At 46.0% G+C, this 17,225-nt stretch carries 17 protein-coding genes; 13 read left to right on the top strand and 4 right to left on the bottom strand.

Annotation, left to right across the window (positions count from 1 at the left end):
• Positions 1–441: 441 nt before the first annotated feature.
• The 6 genes from JM642_RS17285 to JM642_RS17260 all read left to right on the top strand — a co-directional run bounded on the left by JM642_RS17285 (position 442) and on the right by JM642_RS17260 (position 6,820).
• Positions 442–2,523, top strand: a complete 2,082-nt coding sequence (locus JM642_RS17285) for a TonB-dependent receptor (protein WP_203432233.1) — start codon at positions 442–444, stop codon at positions 2,521–2,523.
• A gap of 268 nt (positions 2,524–2,791) precedes the next feature.
• On the top strand, positions 2,792–2,944 hold the full coding sequence (locus tag JM642_RS20415; RefSeq protein WP_156143201.1) for a hypothetical protein: 153 nt from the start codon (positions 2,792–2,794) through the stop codon (positions 2,942–2,944).
• 445 nt (positions 2,945–3,389) lie between these two features.
• Positions 3,390–4,220: an AraC family transcriptional regulator gene (locus tag JM642_RS17275; RefSeq protein WP_144376339.1), complete on the top strand. Its 831-nt coding sequence runs from the start codon at positions 3,390–3,392 to the stop codon at positions 4,218–4,220.
• A gap of 102 nt (positions 4,221–4,322) precedes the next feature.
• Complete coding sequence (locus tag JM642_RS17270) at positions 4,323–5,027, top strand: LysE family translocator (RefSeq protein ID WP_144376340.1); 705 nt, start codon at positions 4,323–4,325, stop codon at positions 5,025–5,027.
• Between the two features lie 150 nt (positions 5,028–5,177).
• A complete protein-coding gene (locus tag JM642_RS17265; RefSeq protein WP_144376341.1) occupies positions 5,178–5,987 on the top strand; it encodes a hypothetical protein in 810 nt (269 codons plus the stop codon).
• A 98-nt stretch (positions 5,988–6,085) separates the two neighbouring features.
• Positions 6,086–6,820 (top strand): DUF1566 domain-containing protein, encoded by a 735-nt coding sequence (locus JM642_RS17260; protein WP_203432232.1) that lies wholly within the window; start codon positions 6,086–6,088, stop codon positions 6,818–6,820.
• 37 nt (positions 6,821–6,857) lie between these two features.
• Here the strand turns inward: JM642_RS17260 and JM642_RS17255 are convergent, their stop codons facing one another.
• Positions 6,858–7,400, bottom strand: a complete 543-nt coding sequence (locus tag JM642_RS17255; RefSeq protein WP_037414286.1) for a hydrolase — start codon at positions 7,398–7,400, stop codon at positions 6,858–6,860.
• A gap of 326 nt (positions 7,401–7,726) precedes the next feature.
• Between JM642_RS17255 and JM642_RS17250 the strand changes: the two genes are divergently transcribed.
• From JM642_RS17250 to aroG, 5 genes are all read left to right on the top strand, one after another.
• Positions 7,727–8,065, top strand: a complete 339-nt coding sequence (locus JM642_RS17250) for a P-II family nitrogen regulator (RefSeq protein WP_011071066.1) — start codon at positions 7,727–7,729, stop codon at positions 8,063–8,065.
• Between the two features lie 10 nt (positions 8,066–8,075).
• Positions 8,076–9,326 carry an ammonium transporter gene (locus JM642_RS17245; protein ID WP_037414289.1) on the top strand — a complete coding sequence of 417 codons (1,251 nt, stop codon included), beginning with the start codon at positions 8,076–8,078 and terminating at the stop codon, positions 9,324–9,326.
• A gap of 115 nt (positions 9,327–9,441) precedes the next feature.
• Entirely contained in the window at positions 9,442–9,789 is a 348-nt protein-coding gene (locus tag JM642_RS17240) for a hypothetical protein (protein WP_203432231.1), read from the top strand.
• Between the two features lie 118 nt (positions 9,790–9,907).
• Complete coding sequence (locus JM642_RS17235) at positions 9,908–11,095, top strand: hypothetical protein (RefSeq protein ID WP_203432230.1); 1,188 nt, start codon at positions 9,908–9,910, stop codon at positions 11,093–11,095.
• A 308-nt stretch (positions 11,096–11,403) separates the two neighbouring features.
• Entirely contained in the window at positions 11,404–12,462 is a 1,059-nt protein-coding gene (gene aroG / locus JM642_RS17230) for a 3-deoxy-7-phosphoheptulonate synthase AroG (RefSeq protein WP_037414295.1), read from the top strand.
• 50 nt (positions 12,463–12,512) lie between these two features.
• Here the strand turns inward: aroG and JM642_RS17225 are convergent, their stop codons facing one another.
• On the bottom strand, positions 12,513–12,689 hold the full coding sequence (locus tag JM642_RS17225) for a hypothetical protein (protein ID WP_011624090.1): 177 nt from the start codon (positions 12,687–12,689) through the stop codon (positions 12,513–12,515).
• Between the two features lie 503 nt (positions 12,690–13,192).
• Here JM642_RS17225 and JM642_RS17220 point away from each other — a divergent pair.
• The gene (locus JM642_RS17220) at positions 13,193–14,983 is read left to right on the top strand and encodes an ABC transporter ATP-binding protein/permease (protein ID WP_144376346.1); all 1,791 of its coding nucleotides are present in this window, start codon (positions 13,193–13,195) and stop codon (positions 14,981–14,983) included.
• Between the two features lie 110 nt (positions 14,984–15,093).
• Positions 15,094–15,351 (top strand): hypothetical protein, encoded by a 258-nt coding sequence (locus JM642_RS17215; protein ID WP_037414299.1) that lies wholly within the window; start codon positions 15,094–15,096, stop codon positions 15,349–15,351.
• A 23-nt stretch (positions 15,352–15,374) separates the two neighbouring features.
• Here the strand turns inward: JM642_RS17215 and JM642_RS17210 are convergent, their stop codons facing one another.
• Entirely contained in the window at positions 15,375–15,581 is a 207-nt protein-coding gene (locus tag JM642_RS17210; RefSeq protein WP_037414301.1) for a hypothetical protein, read from the bottom strand.
• Positions 15,582–15,726: 145 nt separating this feature from the next.
• Positions 15,727–17,217, bottom strand: a complete 1,491-nt coding sequence (locus JM642_RS17205; RefSeq protein WP_144376347.1) for an FMN-binding glutamate synthase family protein — start codon at positions 17,215–17,217, stop codon at positions 15,727–15,729.
• Positions 17,218–17,225: the final 8 nt, after the last annotated feature.

Raw genomic sequence — 17,225 nt, 5'->3', positions numbered from 1 at the left:
TAATATTGACTATATAACCTGAACTCGGGGTAACGAGTGTCAAAAAATCTAAACTCAACAAACTAAATCAATGCTATAAATGATTATTTTTAAAAGAAAATTTTTCTGACTGATGCGCAGATTTTTGCGCATATCAAGGCACTCTGTCGTACGCATAGTGAGCTCTGGTTATATAGAGTATAGCCATCCTAATTCACTGGCTTAGCTTTATTCTCCCTTGTTCTTCGAACGGTGAAAAACCTCAATATCGGCAATAAAATGTGATCTGGTGGCGGACAAATTGTCCTTTTGCCGATAAAAGCGTGCGACTCAGCACATAAATTTGACAGATAAATGTTGTTGGCGAATTTTTCCTCACTGGAGTTTGAGCTAGATCCGCTTTTATGCTGTGAAGACAGTGTTAAATCCGCGTCATCAACTCGTTGACTCGGGAAACACTCAATGAAACTAAAACAACACGTTTTAAAAACACGGCCAGCTAAAGTCTATTTAACCAGCGTATGTTTATTGCCACTTTGCGGCTTATCGGCCACAGCACTTGCTGATGATCTGGATAAAATCGAGCGTTTAGAAGTGCGTGGCAGGCAAATTAACACCTTAGGCCATAGTACTTCGGCGTCTGAAGGGATTGTGGGGGCGGCGGAGATCGAGAGTCGCCCGCTGCTGCGCACGGGGGAGATCCTTGAGTTTGTCCCTGGGATGATAGTCACTCAGCACAGTGGTTCGGGTAAGGCGAATCAGTATTTTCTACGAGGTTTTAACTTAGACCATGGCACAGATTTTAATACTCGCGTCGAAGGTATGCCGGTCAATATGCGGACTCACGGGCATGGGCAAGGGTATACGGATCTTAACTTTTTAATCCCCGAGCTGTTAGGGGAAATACGTTATGCCAAAGGAGCTTATTATCCTGAAGTGGCAGACTTTTCTGGCGCGGGTGCGGCGCAAATTCTGCTCGCCGATGAACTCGCTTATCGCCAAGTTGGGGTGACCTTAGGGGAATACGGTTATCAACGGCTGGTGGCGACTCAGGATATGAAGACCGAGGCCGGTCGATTTATTTTAGGAACAGAATTACAGGCTTACGATGGTCCTTGGAGTGATATTAAGGAGGATGTCAGCAAGATCAATGTGGTAGGTCGCTATCTTACCAAGCTTAATGGCGGGGACTTTAGCCTCACTATGATGGCCTACGACAATAGCTGGAATTCGGCGGATCAAATTCCGGCGCGGGCGGTGGAGTCTGGGCTGATTGATTTTTACGGTTCACTCGATACCGATGTGGGCGGTGAGGCCAGTCGTTACAGCATTTCGGCGAATTATGATGCAGGCAATTGGCAGGCCAATGCCTATGCCATTCGCTCGACCATGGATCTGTTTTCAAACTTTACCTACTTCTTAAACGATCCCATCAATGGCGATGAATTTGAGCAGGTCGATGAGCGCACCATTTGGGGCGGCGATATTAAACGCGACTGGCAAATGAGTCTGGCGGGGACACAAATCAATTACAGTCTAGGTGCCGATGTACGTTACGACGATATTGGTGCCGTGGGTTTATATAACACCAAAGCACGGGAACGCCTCAGCACTGTGAGACTCGATGAAGTGCAGGAACTCTCTACGGGATTGTTTGGCAAGCTGGAGTGGTTGCCTGCTGACCAATGGCGTTTGAATTTAGGCTTGAGATACGACTATTTCGATGTGCAGGTCGATAGTGATAATCCCCTCAACAGCGGTGATGCTTCCGATGGTATGTTGAGCTTAAAGGCGGGCGCTTCCTACCTAGTGAACGATAATCTGGAACTCTATATGAATGCGGGGCAAGGATTGCATTCTAACGATGCCCGCGGCGCAACCATTAAGGTCGACCCAGTCACGGGCGATCCGGTTGAAAAGGTCGATTTGTTAGTGCGCTCCAATGGTGGCGAGTTTGGCGTCAAATACTATGATCGCGACTTTATTAACTTCTCCGCCGCGCTTTGGTATTTGGAACTCGACTCTGAACTACTCTTCGTTGGCGATGCGGGCAATACCGAACCAAGCCGCGCCTCTGAGCGTTACGGCGCTGAAATCACGGCCTATTATTGGCTTAACGATGATGTGAGCTTAGATATGGAACTGGCCTGGACCCGTGCCCGTTTTACCGAAAATGAACTCGATGAAGGCAAATATGTCGATGGTGCCGTGCCCTTTGTTGGCTGTGCGGGCATTACCTATCGTCCCGATGGCGATGGTTGGTATACCAGTGTCAGGCTGAGATATTTAGGTGAGCGGATCCTCGATAGTTTTGATGAGCATAAAGCCGATGACACGACTTTAGTGAACCTTGCCCTTGGTTATCAGTTATCGGGCTTCGATACTAAGCTGGAGCTATTGAATATATTTGATAGCAAAGACCACGATATCGATTATTTCTACGAGTCTCGTCTAGCGGGTGAGCCAGCTGAAGGTGTGGAAGACTTGCATTATCATCCCGTTGAGCCGCGTATGGTGCGGGTGAGTGTCAGTTATCGTTTCTAACTTGAGTGACCATTCTTGAGTGACCATTGCTAGCGCCAACCGATACGCTAAGTTTGTTCCGCACCTAGGATAAACTTAGCGTTTCTATTCTGTTTAACATCATCATTTCGATATTTAGCTCAAATAAAATATTTTTAAATCAAGATATTTAGTCATGTTAGGCATTGAGGCTGTCGGTGCCTCTTAAGGGAATACCCTCAAACACTCAATACTAAAATTGGTGATGAATATTAAACGGATCGCTGCCGTTATCTCCTGAAGTTTAATCATGGCATTAGCCACTCCCGTTACCGCTTCTTCTACCAACGAGGTGAATGCCCAATGTGCAACCTTTAAGGCAAGCCACTTAACAGCCCAATACCAAGTGAACAATGCTAATAAGGGGCAACGTTGGCAGATGACGCGACTCAGAGTTATTTAAAGGGATAACACCACCTTTGAACAATAGGCTCCCAATGGCGAGTATTTGCATTATTTCTCCGTTGAAAGTGCTCTGTCACTTAGCGCAAGGGTGACTTTCGGGCGTTAAACATCAAGCACGATCGTGAGCCGTTATACCATGTGATCTCACTGGTATTGCCCGCTGATATAACTAACATTGACCTAAAACAAATACTTTATTGAACTAACACAATTACTTTGCTTTGTGGTTTAAAGCGTTATCGAACACGGTCGCAGTGGCTTCTATAAATAGCGAAGGCCATGCCATTGAGGCACAAGACGGCCACGGCAGTCATTCGCACTCATCCGCCATTTGGCATTTTTTGGGAGGGCGCTGCAATAATTTACTATTCCGACCAAGAGCTCGGCGGCTAGAATGGGTAGTATCTAAAGTTATGTTTGCCCTGTGAGATTAAGCTTGCCCTATGAGCCGTGTGACTCCCGTTGAAAATATCAATTACTGGCGCCATCCCAGTCTCTCGGGCATTGAACTGAGTCAGGCGGAATTTACCCATTTCAGTTTTGATAAACACGTGCATCTGGATTATCACTTAGGTGTGGTGACTCAAGGGGCACAGCAATTTATCAATAAGGGCTGTCATTATCAGCTAGGACAACATGGGCTATCGACCCTCAATCCCGATGAAACCCATGATGGACAAAGCCGCGACGCCGAAGGTTATCGGGTTAAGGTGATGTCGATCCCCGTGGAATATATGAATGGTATCAGCCTAGAGTTAGGGCTGAAGGCACATTTCTTTAATGCGCCGATGGTGGATGATCCCGCGTTATATCAGTACTTTATCCAGTTGCATGATTTGCTTATCCAAGGTCAATGTTCTGAGCTTGCGGCCGAGTCCCATCTGCTGAATTTTATGCAGCTGTTATTAACGCGCCATCCGGCAGGAGTGCTTAAACTTGAGCAGGATAGGGGGCTATCATGGCAGCAGTTAAATCGAATCAAACAGAAAATCCACGATGAACCGTGGCAAAACACTCAGCTTGAAGGTCTAGCCAATGAGGTCAACCTGAGTAAGTTTCAATTTTTAAGGCAGTTTAAACAGGCAACGGGTATGACGCCCCATGCCTACGTTAAGCGGGTGCGATTAGAGTTAGCGAAAAAGTCCTTAACCGATGGCGCACTGGTGGTTGATGTGGCACAGCAGTTAGGCTTTTTCGATCAGAGTCATCTAAATAAGGCGTTTAAGCAGGCTTTTTTACTCTCTCCCGCCCAATTCCAGCGGCGCATGCTTTAATTTGTCTCGGTAAATTAGCGGCGTGCAATTTATTACAATGCAAGCTCTGGCGATTTAGTCATACTGGACTTTCTGTTTTTCTTGTTTTGCGGAGCCGTATTGATGGATGTATCCCTGTTAGTCACTTTAGCCGTTATTCATTGTGTTGCCTTAGTCAGCCCCGGGCCGGATTTTGCCATTATGGTGAAGATTGCCACCTCACAGCCACGAAACACCGCAATCGCCACGGCGGTCGGAATATCGGCGGCGATTTTAGCCCATACCATTTTGAGTTTAACTGGCGTTAGTTTAGTGATTAAAAGCTCCCATAGCTTGTATCTCTTAGTGCAATTGCTGGGCGCTTCGTATTTGGCGTGGATGGGATTTGGCGCACTAAAGGCCGCGGTGGCTTTTTTCAGTAAACCCAAAACCGTATTAAACGGTGAGGGCGCTGATCCTTCTGGATTCACAACGACATCAGAAAACAGCATTGATATGCCCACGGCGGGTGCGGTCAACGCTTTGTCAGCTAAACAGGGTTTTATGCGGGGGCTTTATACCAATTTATTGAATCCTAAAGCTTTAGTGTTTTTCTTAACCTTATTCTCTGCCCTGATCACCCCCAGCGTGACGCCCGTGACTAAATTCGCCGCAGCGCTGTTGTTATTTGTGTTGTCACTACTGTGGTTTGGCTTTCTGGCGCTGATGCTCTCAAAAGCCAAGGTGCAGCAAAAGTTGCAACGACTGACGCCTATCATCGATGGGGTGATTGGGGTGATCTTTATGTCGGTCGCAGTGGCGATAGTGTCTAGTTTGCTGTTGGCTTAAGGAGCTGTTAGCTTAAGGAGCTGCGAGCGAGGCTGTGATTCGGCTTTTAACACATAGTCTTGGATGGGATTGTTTATGTTTATCCCACCTTAGCTATGCTATCCTTGCCAAGTCTTAATTTGGATGTTTTTGACTTTAAAGGAATAAGCCATGCCTCATACTCTGTCTTCTCGAACATATTCAGCTATTCATCGACTTTCGCGCTTAGGGCTTTTTGCAGGCTTGCTGCTGGGGAGTCTAAGCCTTACGCCACAGGCTTTGGCTGCACTAGAAGCGGAATATGTGCCGCAGGTGCAAGCTTTGATTGATGCGGCCAAGGCGGGTGATCGTCAGGCGATTGCCAAGCAGATTGCTTATCCTCTCAAGCGGGAATATCCGCTCCCCGATATACAAAATCCACAGCAAATGCTGACGAGATTCCAGCAAGTCTTTGATAGCAAGTTGCTGAGTCAAATTGCCAATTCGACCACAGAGAACAACTGGGAGACTATGGGCTGGCGCGGCATTATGCTCGATCACGGCAGTGTCTGGTTGGACTTTGATGGCAAAATCTCAGGCATTAATTATCAAAGCCCAGAGGAAGCCAAATTAAGAGACGAGCTAATCGCGCAGCAAAAATTGATGCTACACGAGAGTGTGCGCGAATTTGCTAGCCCAGTACTCGCGTGGGAAACCGCGCGATTTACCATACGTGTCGATGCCATCGATAATAACCAATACCGTTATGCCGCTTGGGCAAAGGGTAAATCCCTGAGCGAGAAACCTGATTTAGTCCTCAAAAAGGGTCAATTGGTGCGCGAGGGTACTGGCGGTAATCATTCCTTCCAGTTTAAAAGTGGTCCCTATCGCTATGTTTGCGATGTGATAGTGCTCAGCGCCGAAGAGAGTCCAGTGGGTAGACTTTATGTCTACAAAAACGATCAATTGCTGGTACAGGAGCCTGTGATTAAGGCGCTATAGCTTAATTGGTCATTCACTTAAGGCCAATTCCCTGATGCGAATGCCATCGAGGTTGTCTGTAGCTGTCTTTTATCAATACCGGATTTAGGTTTGTTGTGATGATTAATCCCGCCAAAATCGCCGTTTTCGGCACTGCCATAGTGCTGTTGTTTTTACTAACTGAATGTCGCCAAAAAGAGCAAATTCCCCTGTGCGGCCATGTCGAAGGTACGCCAATCGATACTAGCTTTGATGGCGGCCTAGACAATAACGACCGCACTCTGGCATCAACCAACTGCTTAAAAATCAAAGCACTTTACGATAAAAGTGATCGCCAAACTAAATGGTTTAGCAGTTCGCCTTCTATCGCTGTGATGAACGCCTTGGGTTACTTAAAACAAGATGATGCCGACAACAGTGGCGATTCCTATGCGATGACATTTTATGTACAGGAGGAATTTGTGTTTGGCCCAAGTCGAGGAGAATATGCGCAGTTTCGTCAGGACGGTAAGGGCGTTATCTTACCCGGCACCGAAGCGGCCAAGGGCAATGAGGCCAAGGTTGGTGTTAACGGTCAGTTTGACCGCTGGTGCCAAAAATTGGCCTCAATCGAGTTTGCTGGTAAAGACAATTGGCGCAGGCCAACGGAGCAGGAGTTAAATACCCTCTATGGGGATGGCGAGAGTCGCGCAGCCTATCAACGTGCGCAGTGGAGCTCGACAATCCCTTCTTGGTCTCGCACAGTGTATGAGACCGAATTCGAGGTCGGCATTATCTCGGTCGCCCCCAGCGGTTATAGTTTTCGCAGTTATGCCAATAGTGCCAAATTTGCTGTTTGTGTCGCCGCGTTTTGACCCGCTAAAGAGAGCTTGAACAAGCTCTCTTTTCGCCTTATTTAATCAACTTAATCAGCGCTTTAAATCGATCGCCTTGGGCCTCGTGTTGCAGTTCAAATAACAGTGACTCCACATTGGTCAGCGTGGCTCCCTTGGCGGTCATCATTTGAATGCCCAGCTGTTTATTGTCAACGCTGCGGGAAGAAACGGCATCGGCAACGACATGCACTGAGTAGTGCTGATCGAGCAGATCACGGCAAGTCTGGTATACGCAAACATGGGTTTCTATCCCCGCGAGCAACACCTGTTTCCGCCGAGTTTGAGTTAACGCATTAGCAAATTCATCACAATACCAACCACTAAAGTGTTGCTTGGCAATGGGCGAGCCCGTTTTTTCGAGTAAGGTTTTTAACTCTTCAGTGGTCGAGCCTAGTTTGGCGGGTAATTGTTCGAGCCAAAGGATAGGAATTTCAAACAGCTGCGCGCCTTGGATGAGTGTACTCAACTGCTGATGAAGCTTGGCTGAGTTATCCATGATCTGAGCGAGCTTTCCCTGCACATCGACGATAACGAGTACACATTCTTCGGGTTTTAACATAGGGTATTCCTTCTGCGCGGGTGGAATAAAGGCATCGTTTAGCGTTTGCTCTGCTTATTTTGTGAATTGTGTGTTTTTTACACTGTTAGTAAACCCTAATTGAGCAGCCTCACCAATAGGGCAAAAGTCGAATATGCCGTGCACTTAAATTGCTCACTAAAAGAGTGCGCTGCTTCAACGCTTGCACAAGTCTGGTGCATTTTTAATCGGTTAATTCAAGTGTATTCTTTATTATTTCTTTTAAATCAATAAATTAAAATTATGGCCTAATGATTGAATTATCTTGGCTACAAGTTAATAACAATCGCGTTTTTTTGGAGGTCAGGATGAAACTAGTCAGCGCTATCATCAAGCCATTTAAATTGGATGATGTCCGTGAAGCTATCGCCGGAATTGGTATTGAGGGGATGACGGTGACCGAGGTTAAAGGTTTTGGCCGTCAAAAGGGGCACACAGAGTTGTACCGTGGCGCTGAGTATCAGGTGGATTTTTTGCCAAAAGTAAAATTAGAAATTGCCACTAAAGCAGAAAATCTCGACATGCTGATTGAGGCGATTACCACTGCGGCTCATACGGGAAAAATTGGTGACGGCAAGATTTTCGTTATCGACTTAGAACATGCCATCCGTATTCGTACGGGTGAACTCGACACTGAAGCGCTATAGGGGTCGGAAGATGGAAGAACTAACAAAATTAGGCGTGACAGTCTCTGAACTGCGCTTTGCACTCGACACCTTTTATTTTTTGATTTCTGGCGCCTTAGTTATGTGGATGGCAGCGGGTTTTGCCATGCTAGAAGCTGGCTTGGTACGCTCTAAAAATACCACCGAAATTTTAACTAAAAACGTGGTGTTATATGCGATTGCCTGTGTGATGTATCTATTGGTTGGCTACAACATTATGTATGTCGACAATGCTGAAGGTGGCTGGTTGCCTTCACTCGGTACGCTAATTGGCTCACAAGCTAGCGATGCTAACCATGCCTTGGAATCTGACTTCTTCTTCCAAGTGGTGTTTGTGGCAACGGCGATGTCGATTGTCTCTGGCGCCGTCGCTGAACGGATGAAGTTATGGGCTTTCCTGTTCTTCTCCGTGGTGATGACAGGCATTATCTACCCCGTTGAAGGCTACTGGACTTGGGGTAAAGGCTTTATCTCTAGCTTGGGCTTTGTTGACTTTGCAGGTAGCGGGATTGTGCACATGACAGGTGCTGCGGCGGCTATCGCTGGGGTGTTACTGCTCGGTGCTCGTAAGGGCAAATATGGCCCTAACGGCCAAGTCAACCCAATCCCAGGCTCTAACCTGCCAATGGCGACCTTAGGGATGTTTATTCTATGGATGGGCTGGTTTGGTTTCAACGGTGGCTCACAGTTGATGGTTTCAGATGCGGCTAACGCTAGCTCTGTCGCTAAAGTCTTTGTGAACACCAACACCGCGGCCGCTTTTGGTGCTATTTCTGCCCTCGTTGTGTGCAAAATGATTTGGGGTAAAGCAGATTTGACCATGATCCTCAACGGTATTCTGGCGGGCTTAGTGGCAATTACCGCCGATCCGCTGTCGCCTTCACTGCTGATGGCGGGTGTGATTGGCCTAGTTGCTGGTGGCTTAGTGGTGTTCTCTATCGTCGGTTTGGACAGAATTAAGATTGATGACCCAGTCGGTGCAATCTCTGTACACGGCGTAGCGGGTTTCCTCGGTTTAATGTGTGTGCCGTTATCAAATGCCGACGCCACTATCACGGCGCAATTAACTGGCGCAGCGATTATCTTCGCATGGGTATTTAGCGCGTCGTTTGCGGTGTGGTTTGTACTGAAGATGACCATGGGTATCCGTGTTTCTGAGGAAGAAGAATATAACGGTATGGATGCATCTGACTGTGGTATCGATGCTTACCCAGAGTTTGTAACTGTAAAAAGTGCGGGCTAACTCGCGCTGATACACTTGATGCCTCTAAGGGATAAGAGGATAGTAAAGCAGAGCCAAGTGCTCTGCTTTTTTTATGGGTCTTCGATTCTACTTGCACCGCAACAAGGAGCTAACGATGCGCTTAATCTCGGATCTCACCGCACCACTTAGACGTACCTGTTTGCTCGGGAGTATGCTGACTGTTCTCTTAGCCTTGCCAACTTTCGCGGGGCAAGTTGTGGTGACTCGCTCGGATAAGCCTTTCGATGCTTTTGCTGTTCGCGACCAAGTGCTGAAAGATTATGAATGGCAGGAGTCTTTGAGAAGACAGGAGCAAATTCAAATTCTGCAAGCCTTGCCCCTTGGGTGTATCGTGCAGATGCAGCCATACCGTTACTTTCGCTGTGGCCAAGATAACTATCGTCCTTACCGTTATCAGCAGCAGGATGTGTATATCAAGGTTGACCCTCCGGCGCAGCGTTAACTCTCAAACTGCCGCAATCCTATGCGACAGGTCGTTATTTTTTGTAACCATTTAATGACGTCTTTTTGGCCAAGTGTAATAAGCTCAAATAGGAGCCTTATGGTCTGGGGGACGTATCATGATACAACTGCGCACCATCTCTAGCGGTATATTCTACTCATTATTACTTTTACTATTATGGGGTTGCAGCTCGACAGCTCCCAAACCTAGTGATAATGAGATAGATGCCCTGTTTGCCGATTCGTTGTTTACACCGGTTAATAATATTCCTAGCGTCGAGGATATTTTTAGTCTTCCGCCCTCTGTGGTAGCCGATGTCCGGCGTGCCTACGATCGCTATAGCTTCTCGACGAAAAATCCCCTTGCGGTGCACGAATGGTTAGCCAGTTATATCAATGCTAACCAAGATGGTGGCCACAGCGACTTTCACTATCAAGATAATCTGACTCAAACCGCCAGCGAAACCTACGCCCAGCGTGCGGGGAATTGTATGTCGTTGGTAGTGATGACATCGGCGCTAGCGGATATTTTTAAGATTGGCACTGAGTTTCAGGATATTGCGATTGAACCCGTTTGGGATAAACAGGGCGAGTTTTATCTGATTAACGGCCATGTCAATCTGCGCTTGCTACCCGCTTCAAGCGTGCATGCGGTTTATGTGTCGACCCATGCCATTTTGGTCGACTTTATGCCCGAGCGCGCCCTGCGAGGCTACAACAAAGTGCAAATCAATCGCCAGACCTTAACTGCTATGTTTTACAACAATATGGCCGCCGAGTCTTTAGTCGAAGGAGATTTAGACCGAGCCTACGCTTTGGTTAAAGCGGGTTTAAAATCTGGACACTTTATCGCTGCACTCAACACCTTAGCCGTGATTTATCGCCACAAGGGCGATGAGCAACGTGCAGAGCAAGTTTATCGCTACGCCCTTAAGTTTGATGCTAGCGATATGACGACCCTCTATAACTTAGCGGTGATCTTAGGTGAACAGGGGCGTTTAGATGAGTGGGCACAGATCCATAAAGTGCTTGAATTAGCGCGCATTCGTAACCCTTATTACTACTATGATATGGGCGAGCAGGCCTACGATGAGCATCAATACCGTGAGGCGCTCGCTTGGTATCAAAGGGCGGTCGATAAGGCCGATTATCGCCATGAGTTTTTCTTTGGTCTGTCACGCACCTATTGGGCGCTGGGTGATGAAAAACGCGCTAAACAGAATATGGAAAAGGCGGTGGCACTTAGCCGCGAAGCCACAGATAAGCATCGTTATCAGGCCAAGTTACAGGCCATGCAGCAACACTAAATTCTTAACTCAACCTCCTTTGTTTGTGCTTAATACCTGATAAAGGAGGTTTTTAATTTTCCGCTTTCATCACCGCTTGCTTCCAACCCCAACACTTGCTTGGCTTTAGTTTGCATATCACATTGAAATATTTGAATTTGTATTTTTTAAAAATATGTTAAAACAAGACCTTATAGCTGATTTGTTGAAATGGAGACAACTTGGTTGCATTAGCGGCGCAGACTGGATAAATTGAATTCAGTATTGCAGTCGAGATCCCTATTGCAGCGATAAAAATAGCCTAAACACGAGAGTTGGAGCAGTAAATTATGTATTACCAAAATGATGACGTTCGCATTAATGAAGTCAAAGAGTTACTTCCACCGATTGCGATTCTTGAACGATTTCCTGCTTCCGAAAACGCTGCTGCAACTGTGTTTAACGCCCGCCAAAGCATCCATAACATTCTCGCTCGTCAAGATGATCGTTTGTTAGTCGTTATTGGCCCTTGCTCTATTCATGATCCTAAAGCCGCATTGGAATATGGCCAGCGACTGGTTGCGCTAAGAGAACGTTATCAAGATCAGCTCGAAGTGGTGATGCGTGTGTATTTTGAAAAACCGCGTACCACAGTGGGTTGGAAGGGGCTCATCAACGATCCTTATATGGATAACAGCTTCAAACTGAACGATGGTTTGCGTACTGCGCGTAAACTTTTAGTCGATTTGAATGACTCTGGCATGCCGACCGCGGGTGAGTTTCTCGATATGATTACCCCGCAGTATGTGGCGGATATGATGTGTTGGGGCGCTATTGGTGCTCGCACTACGGAATCACAAGTACATCGCGAGTTGGCCTCGGGGTTATCTTGTCCAGTAGGCTTTAAAAATGGTACCGACGGCACGATTAAGGTGGCGATTGATGCCATTGGCGCCGCGAATGCGCCGCACCACTTTTTATCAGTAACTAAATTTGGCCATTCGGCGATTGTGTCGACCAAAGGTAATCCTGATTGTCATATCATTTTGCGTGGCGGCCGTGAGCCAAATTATAGCGCAGGCCATGTGGCGCAAATCAGCGAGCAGTTGAAAAAGGCTAAGCTAGTCGACAATATCATGATCGACTTTAGCCACGCCAACAGCAGTAAACAATATCAACGTCAAATGCAGGTTGCGAACGAGGTTGCTGAGCAAATAGCGGCGGGTAATAAGGCAATTTTCGGTGTGATGGTTGAAAGTCACTTAGTCGAGGGACGCCAAGATCTGATCGAAGGTCAAGCCTTATGTTATGGTCAGAGTGTCACCGATGCTTGTATTGGCTGGGAAGATACGGAACGTTTGTTAGCGGTGTTAAATCAGAGTGTAATTGAGCGTCGTCAGCGCGATTAATACGCTTAAAGATCAAAAACAAAGGCGCTATCCCAGCGCCTTTATTTTTATTATTTTTTGCTCATTTCGGCTAAATATTCGTTCGCTTTGGCTAAGCTACCAAAAGCGGCAATCAGGTTATTTCGGCCTTTGTCCTGAATTTCTGGATTCCCTGACTCGATCATCATCCACACCCAAGTTTGGATCAGTGGTAACGGCGGGTATTGAACTTTGGCTGAATCCAACATAAAGCATCCTTCGATCTTGATTTATTTGAGTTATCTTAGTGTTATCGCAAAACGAGTACAGAGCATATTGCTTCGCTCGCTGCTGCGGCCAGAGGTTTGCAAATCCTGCTGCTAGTGAACTTAAGTCCATGGGGCATTTTGGGTAAAACCGACAAAATAATCAACACTCCAATCCATGTTATCGCAGCCTATTTTAGCGTTCATTATTCGGATAAAACCTTGCAACTATGGCATTTCTTATCGTTAATAAGCCCTTAGTGATTTCTCCTAGGGTAAGTCGTTAGTGTGACATTTTTATATCGAGGCACTTCTATGCGGATATCTAATTAAAGACGTCTCATTACTTCAGTACCGGCAGCTGGTATAAGTGGTAATTGTGCCAAGTGATAAGTGGTTTGTCTGTCAGAAAAATCTGATTGATTTTATTAAAACTTTATCCTTTGATTCACTTTATTATTCGCCATGCTGTTACAATTGACCGACTTAGGCAAAGGTTTAGATATATGCGTCCAACACTGTACTTTGAAGGTCCCATCGATAAGCTCAATTGGCATGTGATTAAATTGCTCTGGCCCTATTTGCTTGAATATAAGGGGCGGGTGGCATTGGCTATGTCTTGCCTTATTGTTGCTAAGCTTGCTAGTGTCGGTTTGCCGTTTATTCTCAAAGATATAGTCGATACTTTAGATGTTAATAAAACAGCGCAGGCCTTGAGTGTGCCTATCGGCTTAGTATTGGCCTATGGCGCAGTACGACTGTTAACTGCCATTACGGGGGAAATTCGCGATACCTTATTTGGTCGAGTAACAGAGCGGGCTATTCGGCGTTTAGGCCTTGCGGTGTTTGATCACCTACATCGCCTCGATTTGGATTTTCACTTAGAGCGACGCACGGGCGGTTTATCGCGAGACATTGAACGTGGCACCAGTGGCGTGAGCTTTTTGATGCGTTTTATGGTGTTTAACATAGTGCCGACGCTGTTAGAAATTGCCATGGTCATTGGCATTTTCTTTTTTAATTATGGACTTGCCTTTGCTGCGATCACTTTTACCTCCGTGATGGCCTACATTTGGTTTTCGGTCATTGCTACCGAGTGGCGTACCGAATATGTGCGCGATGCCGCCAAGGCCGACTCCCTCTCGAATACCCGCGCTATCGACAGCCTGCTGAATTATGAAACCGTGAAGTATTTTAATAACGAGAAATATGAATCGGATAGATACGATCAGGCCCTAGAACAATGGGAAGTCGCTAAGCGTAAGAATCGTTTATCGCTTTTTGCCCTCAACGGCGGGCAGGCGCTGATTATTGCCTTAGCGATGACGGCGATGATGGCGTTAGCGGCTTATAAAGTGACCAACAATGAAATGACCATAGGTGACTTTGTGCTGATCAATGCTTTTATGATGCAGCTCTTTATGCCGCTAAACTTCTTGGGATTTGTCTACCGTGAGATCCGTGGCGCTTTAGCCAATATCGAGCGGATGTTCAGTTTGCTGGATAAACACCCTAGTATTATAGATAAACCCGATGCATTAGATTTTCACCCTTCCCGTGGCGAGCTCAGTTTTGAGCAGGTCAGTTTTAACTATGATGACAGACCCATACTGCGTAATGTTAGTTTTAAAGTTGCAGCGGGTAAAAAGGTCGCTGTGGTTGGGGATAGCGGTGCGGGAAAATCCACATTAATCAAACTATTGTTCCGCTTTTACGATGTAGAGCAAGGACGTATTTTGATTGATGGACACGACATTCGCCAGTTAACACAAGATGCGCTTCGCAGAGCGATTGCGATAGTGCCACAAGATACAGTGTTATTTAATGATTCTTTAGTTGAGAACATTCGTTATGGTCGCCCTGATGCGAGTGATGACGAAGTGCGCGATGCTATTAAACTCGCTCATTTAGAAGATTTTATTGCTTCACTTTCAAAGGGTTGGGATACCAAAGTGGGTGAGCGGGGATTAAAACTTTCAGGTGGCGAGAAACAACGAGTTGCGATTGCTCGCGCGATCTTAAAAGGATCGCCAGTGTTAGTATTTGATGAGGCGACTTCATCCCTCGATAGTCGCTCCGAACAGGCTATTTTAACGGCCCTTCGCGAGGTGGCCAAAGGACACACCAGCTTAGTGGTTGCACATCGATTATCGACTATTGTTGATGCTGATCAGATTGTTGTTTTAAGCAAAGGCGAAATTGTTGAGCAGGGACATCATACAGCATTATTAGCCCAGGACGGCCTTTACGCTAAGTTGTGGCGGATACAAAATGAACAACAACAGCTCTTGGTGTAATTATCAAAAGCGTTTGCTGTAAGTCTAATAGCGTTGCGACAATTCAGTTTTTATTCAGCTAAGGCTCTCTATACTCGAATCCAAGCAAATAATCATAAGAGGTGCTTGGCATGGAAAATATGGCATTAAGAGTCAATATTGAAGGCAGAGAAGAGAAAGTCAGCACAGACTGGTTTGCCATTATGGCAACGCTTCAAAAGCGCGGTGTAGATTATGATTCGCTACAACGAATTCATGCTGAGCTCAATGCAGGTCTGAAAGTGACAACAAGACGGTTAACGCTGGCAAAACTGAATCTAGATATGGGACTGGCTGGGATTATTCGTGGAACGAATGAATATAACGCTGATATTCATGGTGTTTGTTAAGCAGAATAATAGGATATATAAAATTATATCCCCTTGGGTTTTCCAGCCTTCCAACCTTCACACAGCAGATTGAATTTATTGGTCGAGTCGTCAATTCGTTTCAGACGAATGACTTGACCTTCACGAAAACACAACAGCTCGCCTTCGATCTCTGTTAAGCGATTACAGCTCTTACAGCTTGTGCTGGCAGTTTTGCTGTCAGACATTTGGCTTACAAAGCTAGATTTCACAGTGTTTCCTTAACAATAAATATGAAATGATTTAATTTAATGCGTGTATCACGGATTTTACTCCTTTTGTGATACACATTCAAATTAGTTATTGCTGAATTAACTTTAGATGAAAGTCGTATGTTATGCACTGGAAATTTATTAATTATTGATTGATATGGGAATAATATTTATCCAGTGAAACCGACAAGCCACTTTCAAGAACAATCCGTACATGGGAAGGTTTGAGCTGCCTTGGTTCTGTTACCCCACATGCATGGGCTATTAGCGCCAAGTCGTGGTGTAGATTATGGTTATAATTGGCAACTCGGTTAGATTTATCTTTTGGATCAAGTCCTTGCTGAAGTTTTTTATTGTGTGTGGTAATTCCAGTGGGACAAGTGTCCTTGTTGCATTGCAATGCTTGAATACAGCCTAAGGCGAACATATTCCCACGGGCTGAGGCGATAAAGTCGGCGCCTAAGGCGAGTGCCCAAGCAACCCGTGAAGGGACGATGAGTTTACCAGAGGCGATCACTTTGATACGTTTACGCAGTCCGCGTTGAATCAAAATATTGACCAAAATAGGTAGACTTTCTTTTAGCGGTAGGCCAACACAATCCATTAAAGGTTGCGGCGCGGCACCTGTTCCACCATCGGCGCTATCTAAGGTGAAAAAGTCTGGAGCAGATGCTTCTCCACGACGTTCAATTTCATCGCAAAAATCTTCAAGCCATGTTACGTCGCCGAGTACGGCTTTTATTCCTGTGGGTTTACCCGTTACTTCGCGCACTCTGGCAATCATATCCAGAATATCGCCAACATTTTTAAACTCGATATGACCGTTGGGACTGATGGAATCTTGTCCCTGTGGAATACCGCGAATATGGGCGATTTCCTCTGTCACTTTTACGCCAGGTAGGATGCCACCTTTACCGGGTTTTGCACCTTGACTCATTTTGATTTCAAACATTTTGACTTGAGGGTGCGCTGCAATTGTTTTGAGTTTGTTATCGTCTAAATGGCCGTGCTCGTTACGAACGCCATATTTGGCGGTGCCGATTTGAAAGACTAAATCACAGCCGCCCTTTAAATGATAAGGGCTTAAACCGCCTTCACCTGTATTTAACCAACAACCTGCCTGCGCCGCACCATGGGATAAGGCGGTGATAGCGGGGCGGGACAGAGCGCCAAAGCTCATGGCAGAGATGTGGCAAATGGTATTTGTGGTGTAAGGTTCGTGGCAATCGGCGCCAATAGTCAGCGGATGAATGGGTGTAATGTCCTCATCTTGGGTCGGAAAGGCGGTATTCATAAACATAATCGTACCAGTCGTGTCCAAGGGCCGGGTCGAGCCAAATGCTATCGTTCTATCGACATTTTTAGCCGCTCTATATACCCAGCTTCGTTCTGCGCGGTTAAAGGGGAGTTCTTCTCTGTCCTGGGCAAAAAAGTATTGTCTGAAAAATTCACCTTGTTTCTCAAATAAATATCTAAAACGACCAATCACAGGATAGTTATGGCGTACTGCCTGTTTGGTTTGCAATTTGTCAGCAAAGTACATGTAGACAATGGCTAGAGCGCCAAAACCGATAATGATTAAAAACAGCCCAGATAAGAGATCTAGTCCCCACATAAACCAATTCAATTCGTGCATCTTGTTAT

It is taken from the genome of Shewanella sp. LZH-2, assembly GCF_016859145.1.
Classification (GTDB): domain Bacteria; phylum Pseudomonadota; class Gammaproteobacteria; order Enterobacterales; family Shewanellaceae; genus Shewanella; species Shewanella xiamenensis.
Note: the sequence above shows the minus strand (reverse complement) of the source record. Positions and strands in the feature narration are given on the sequence as shown.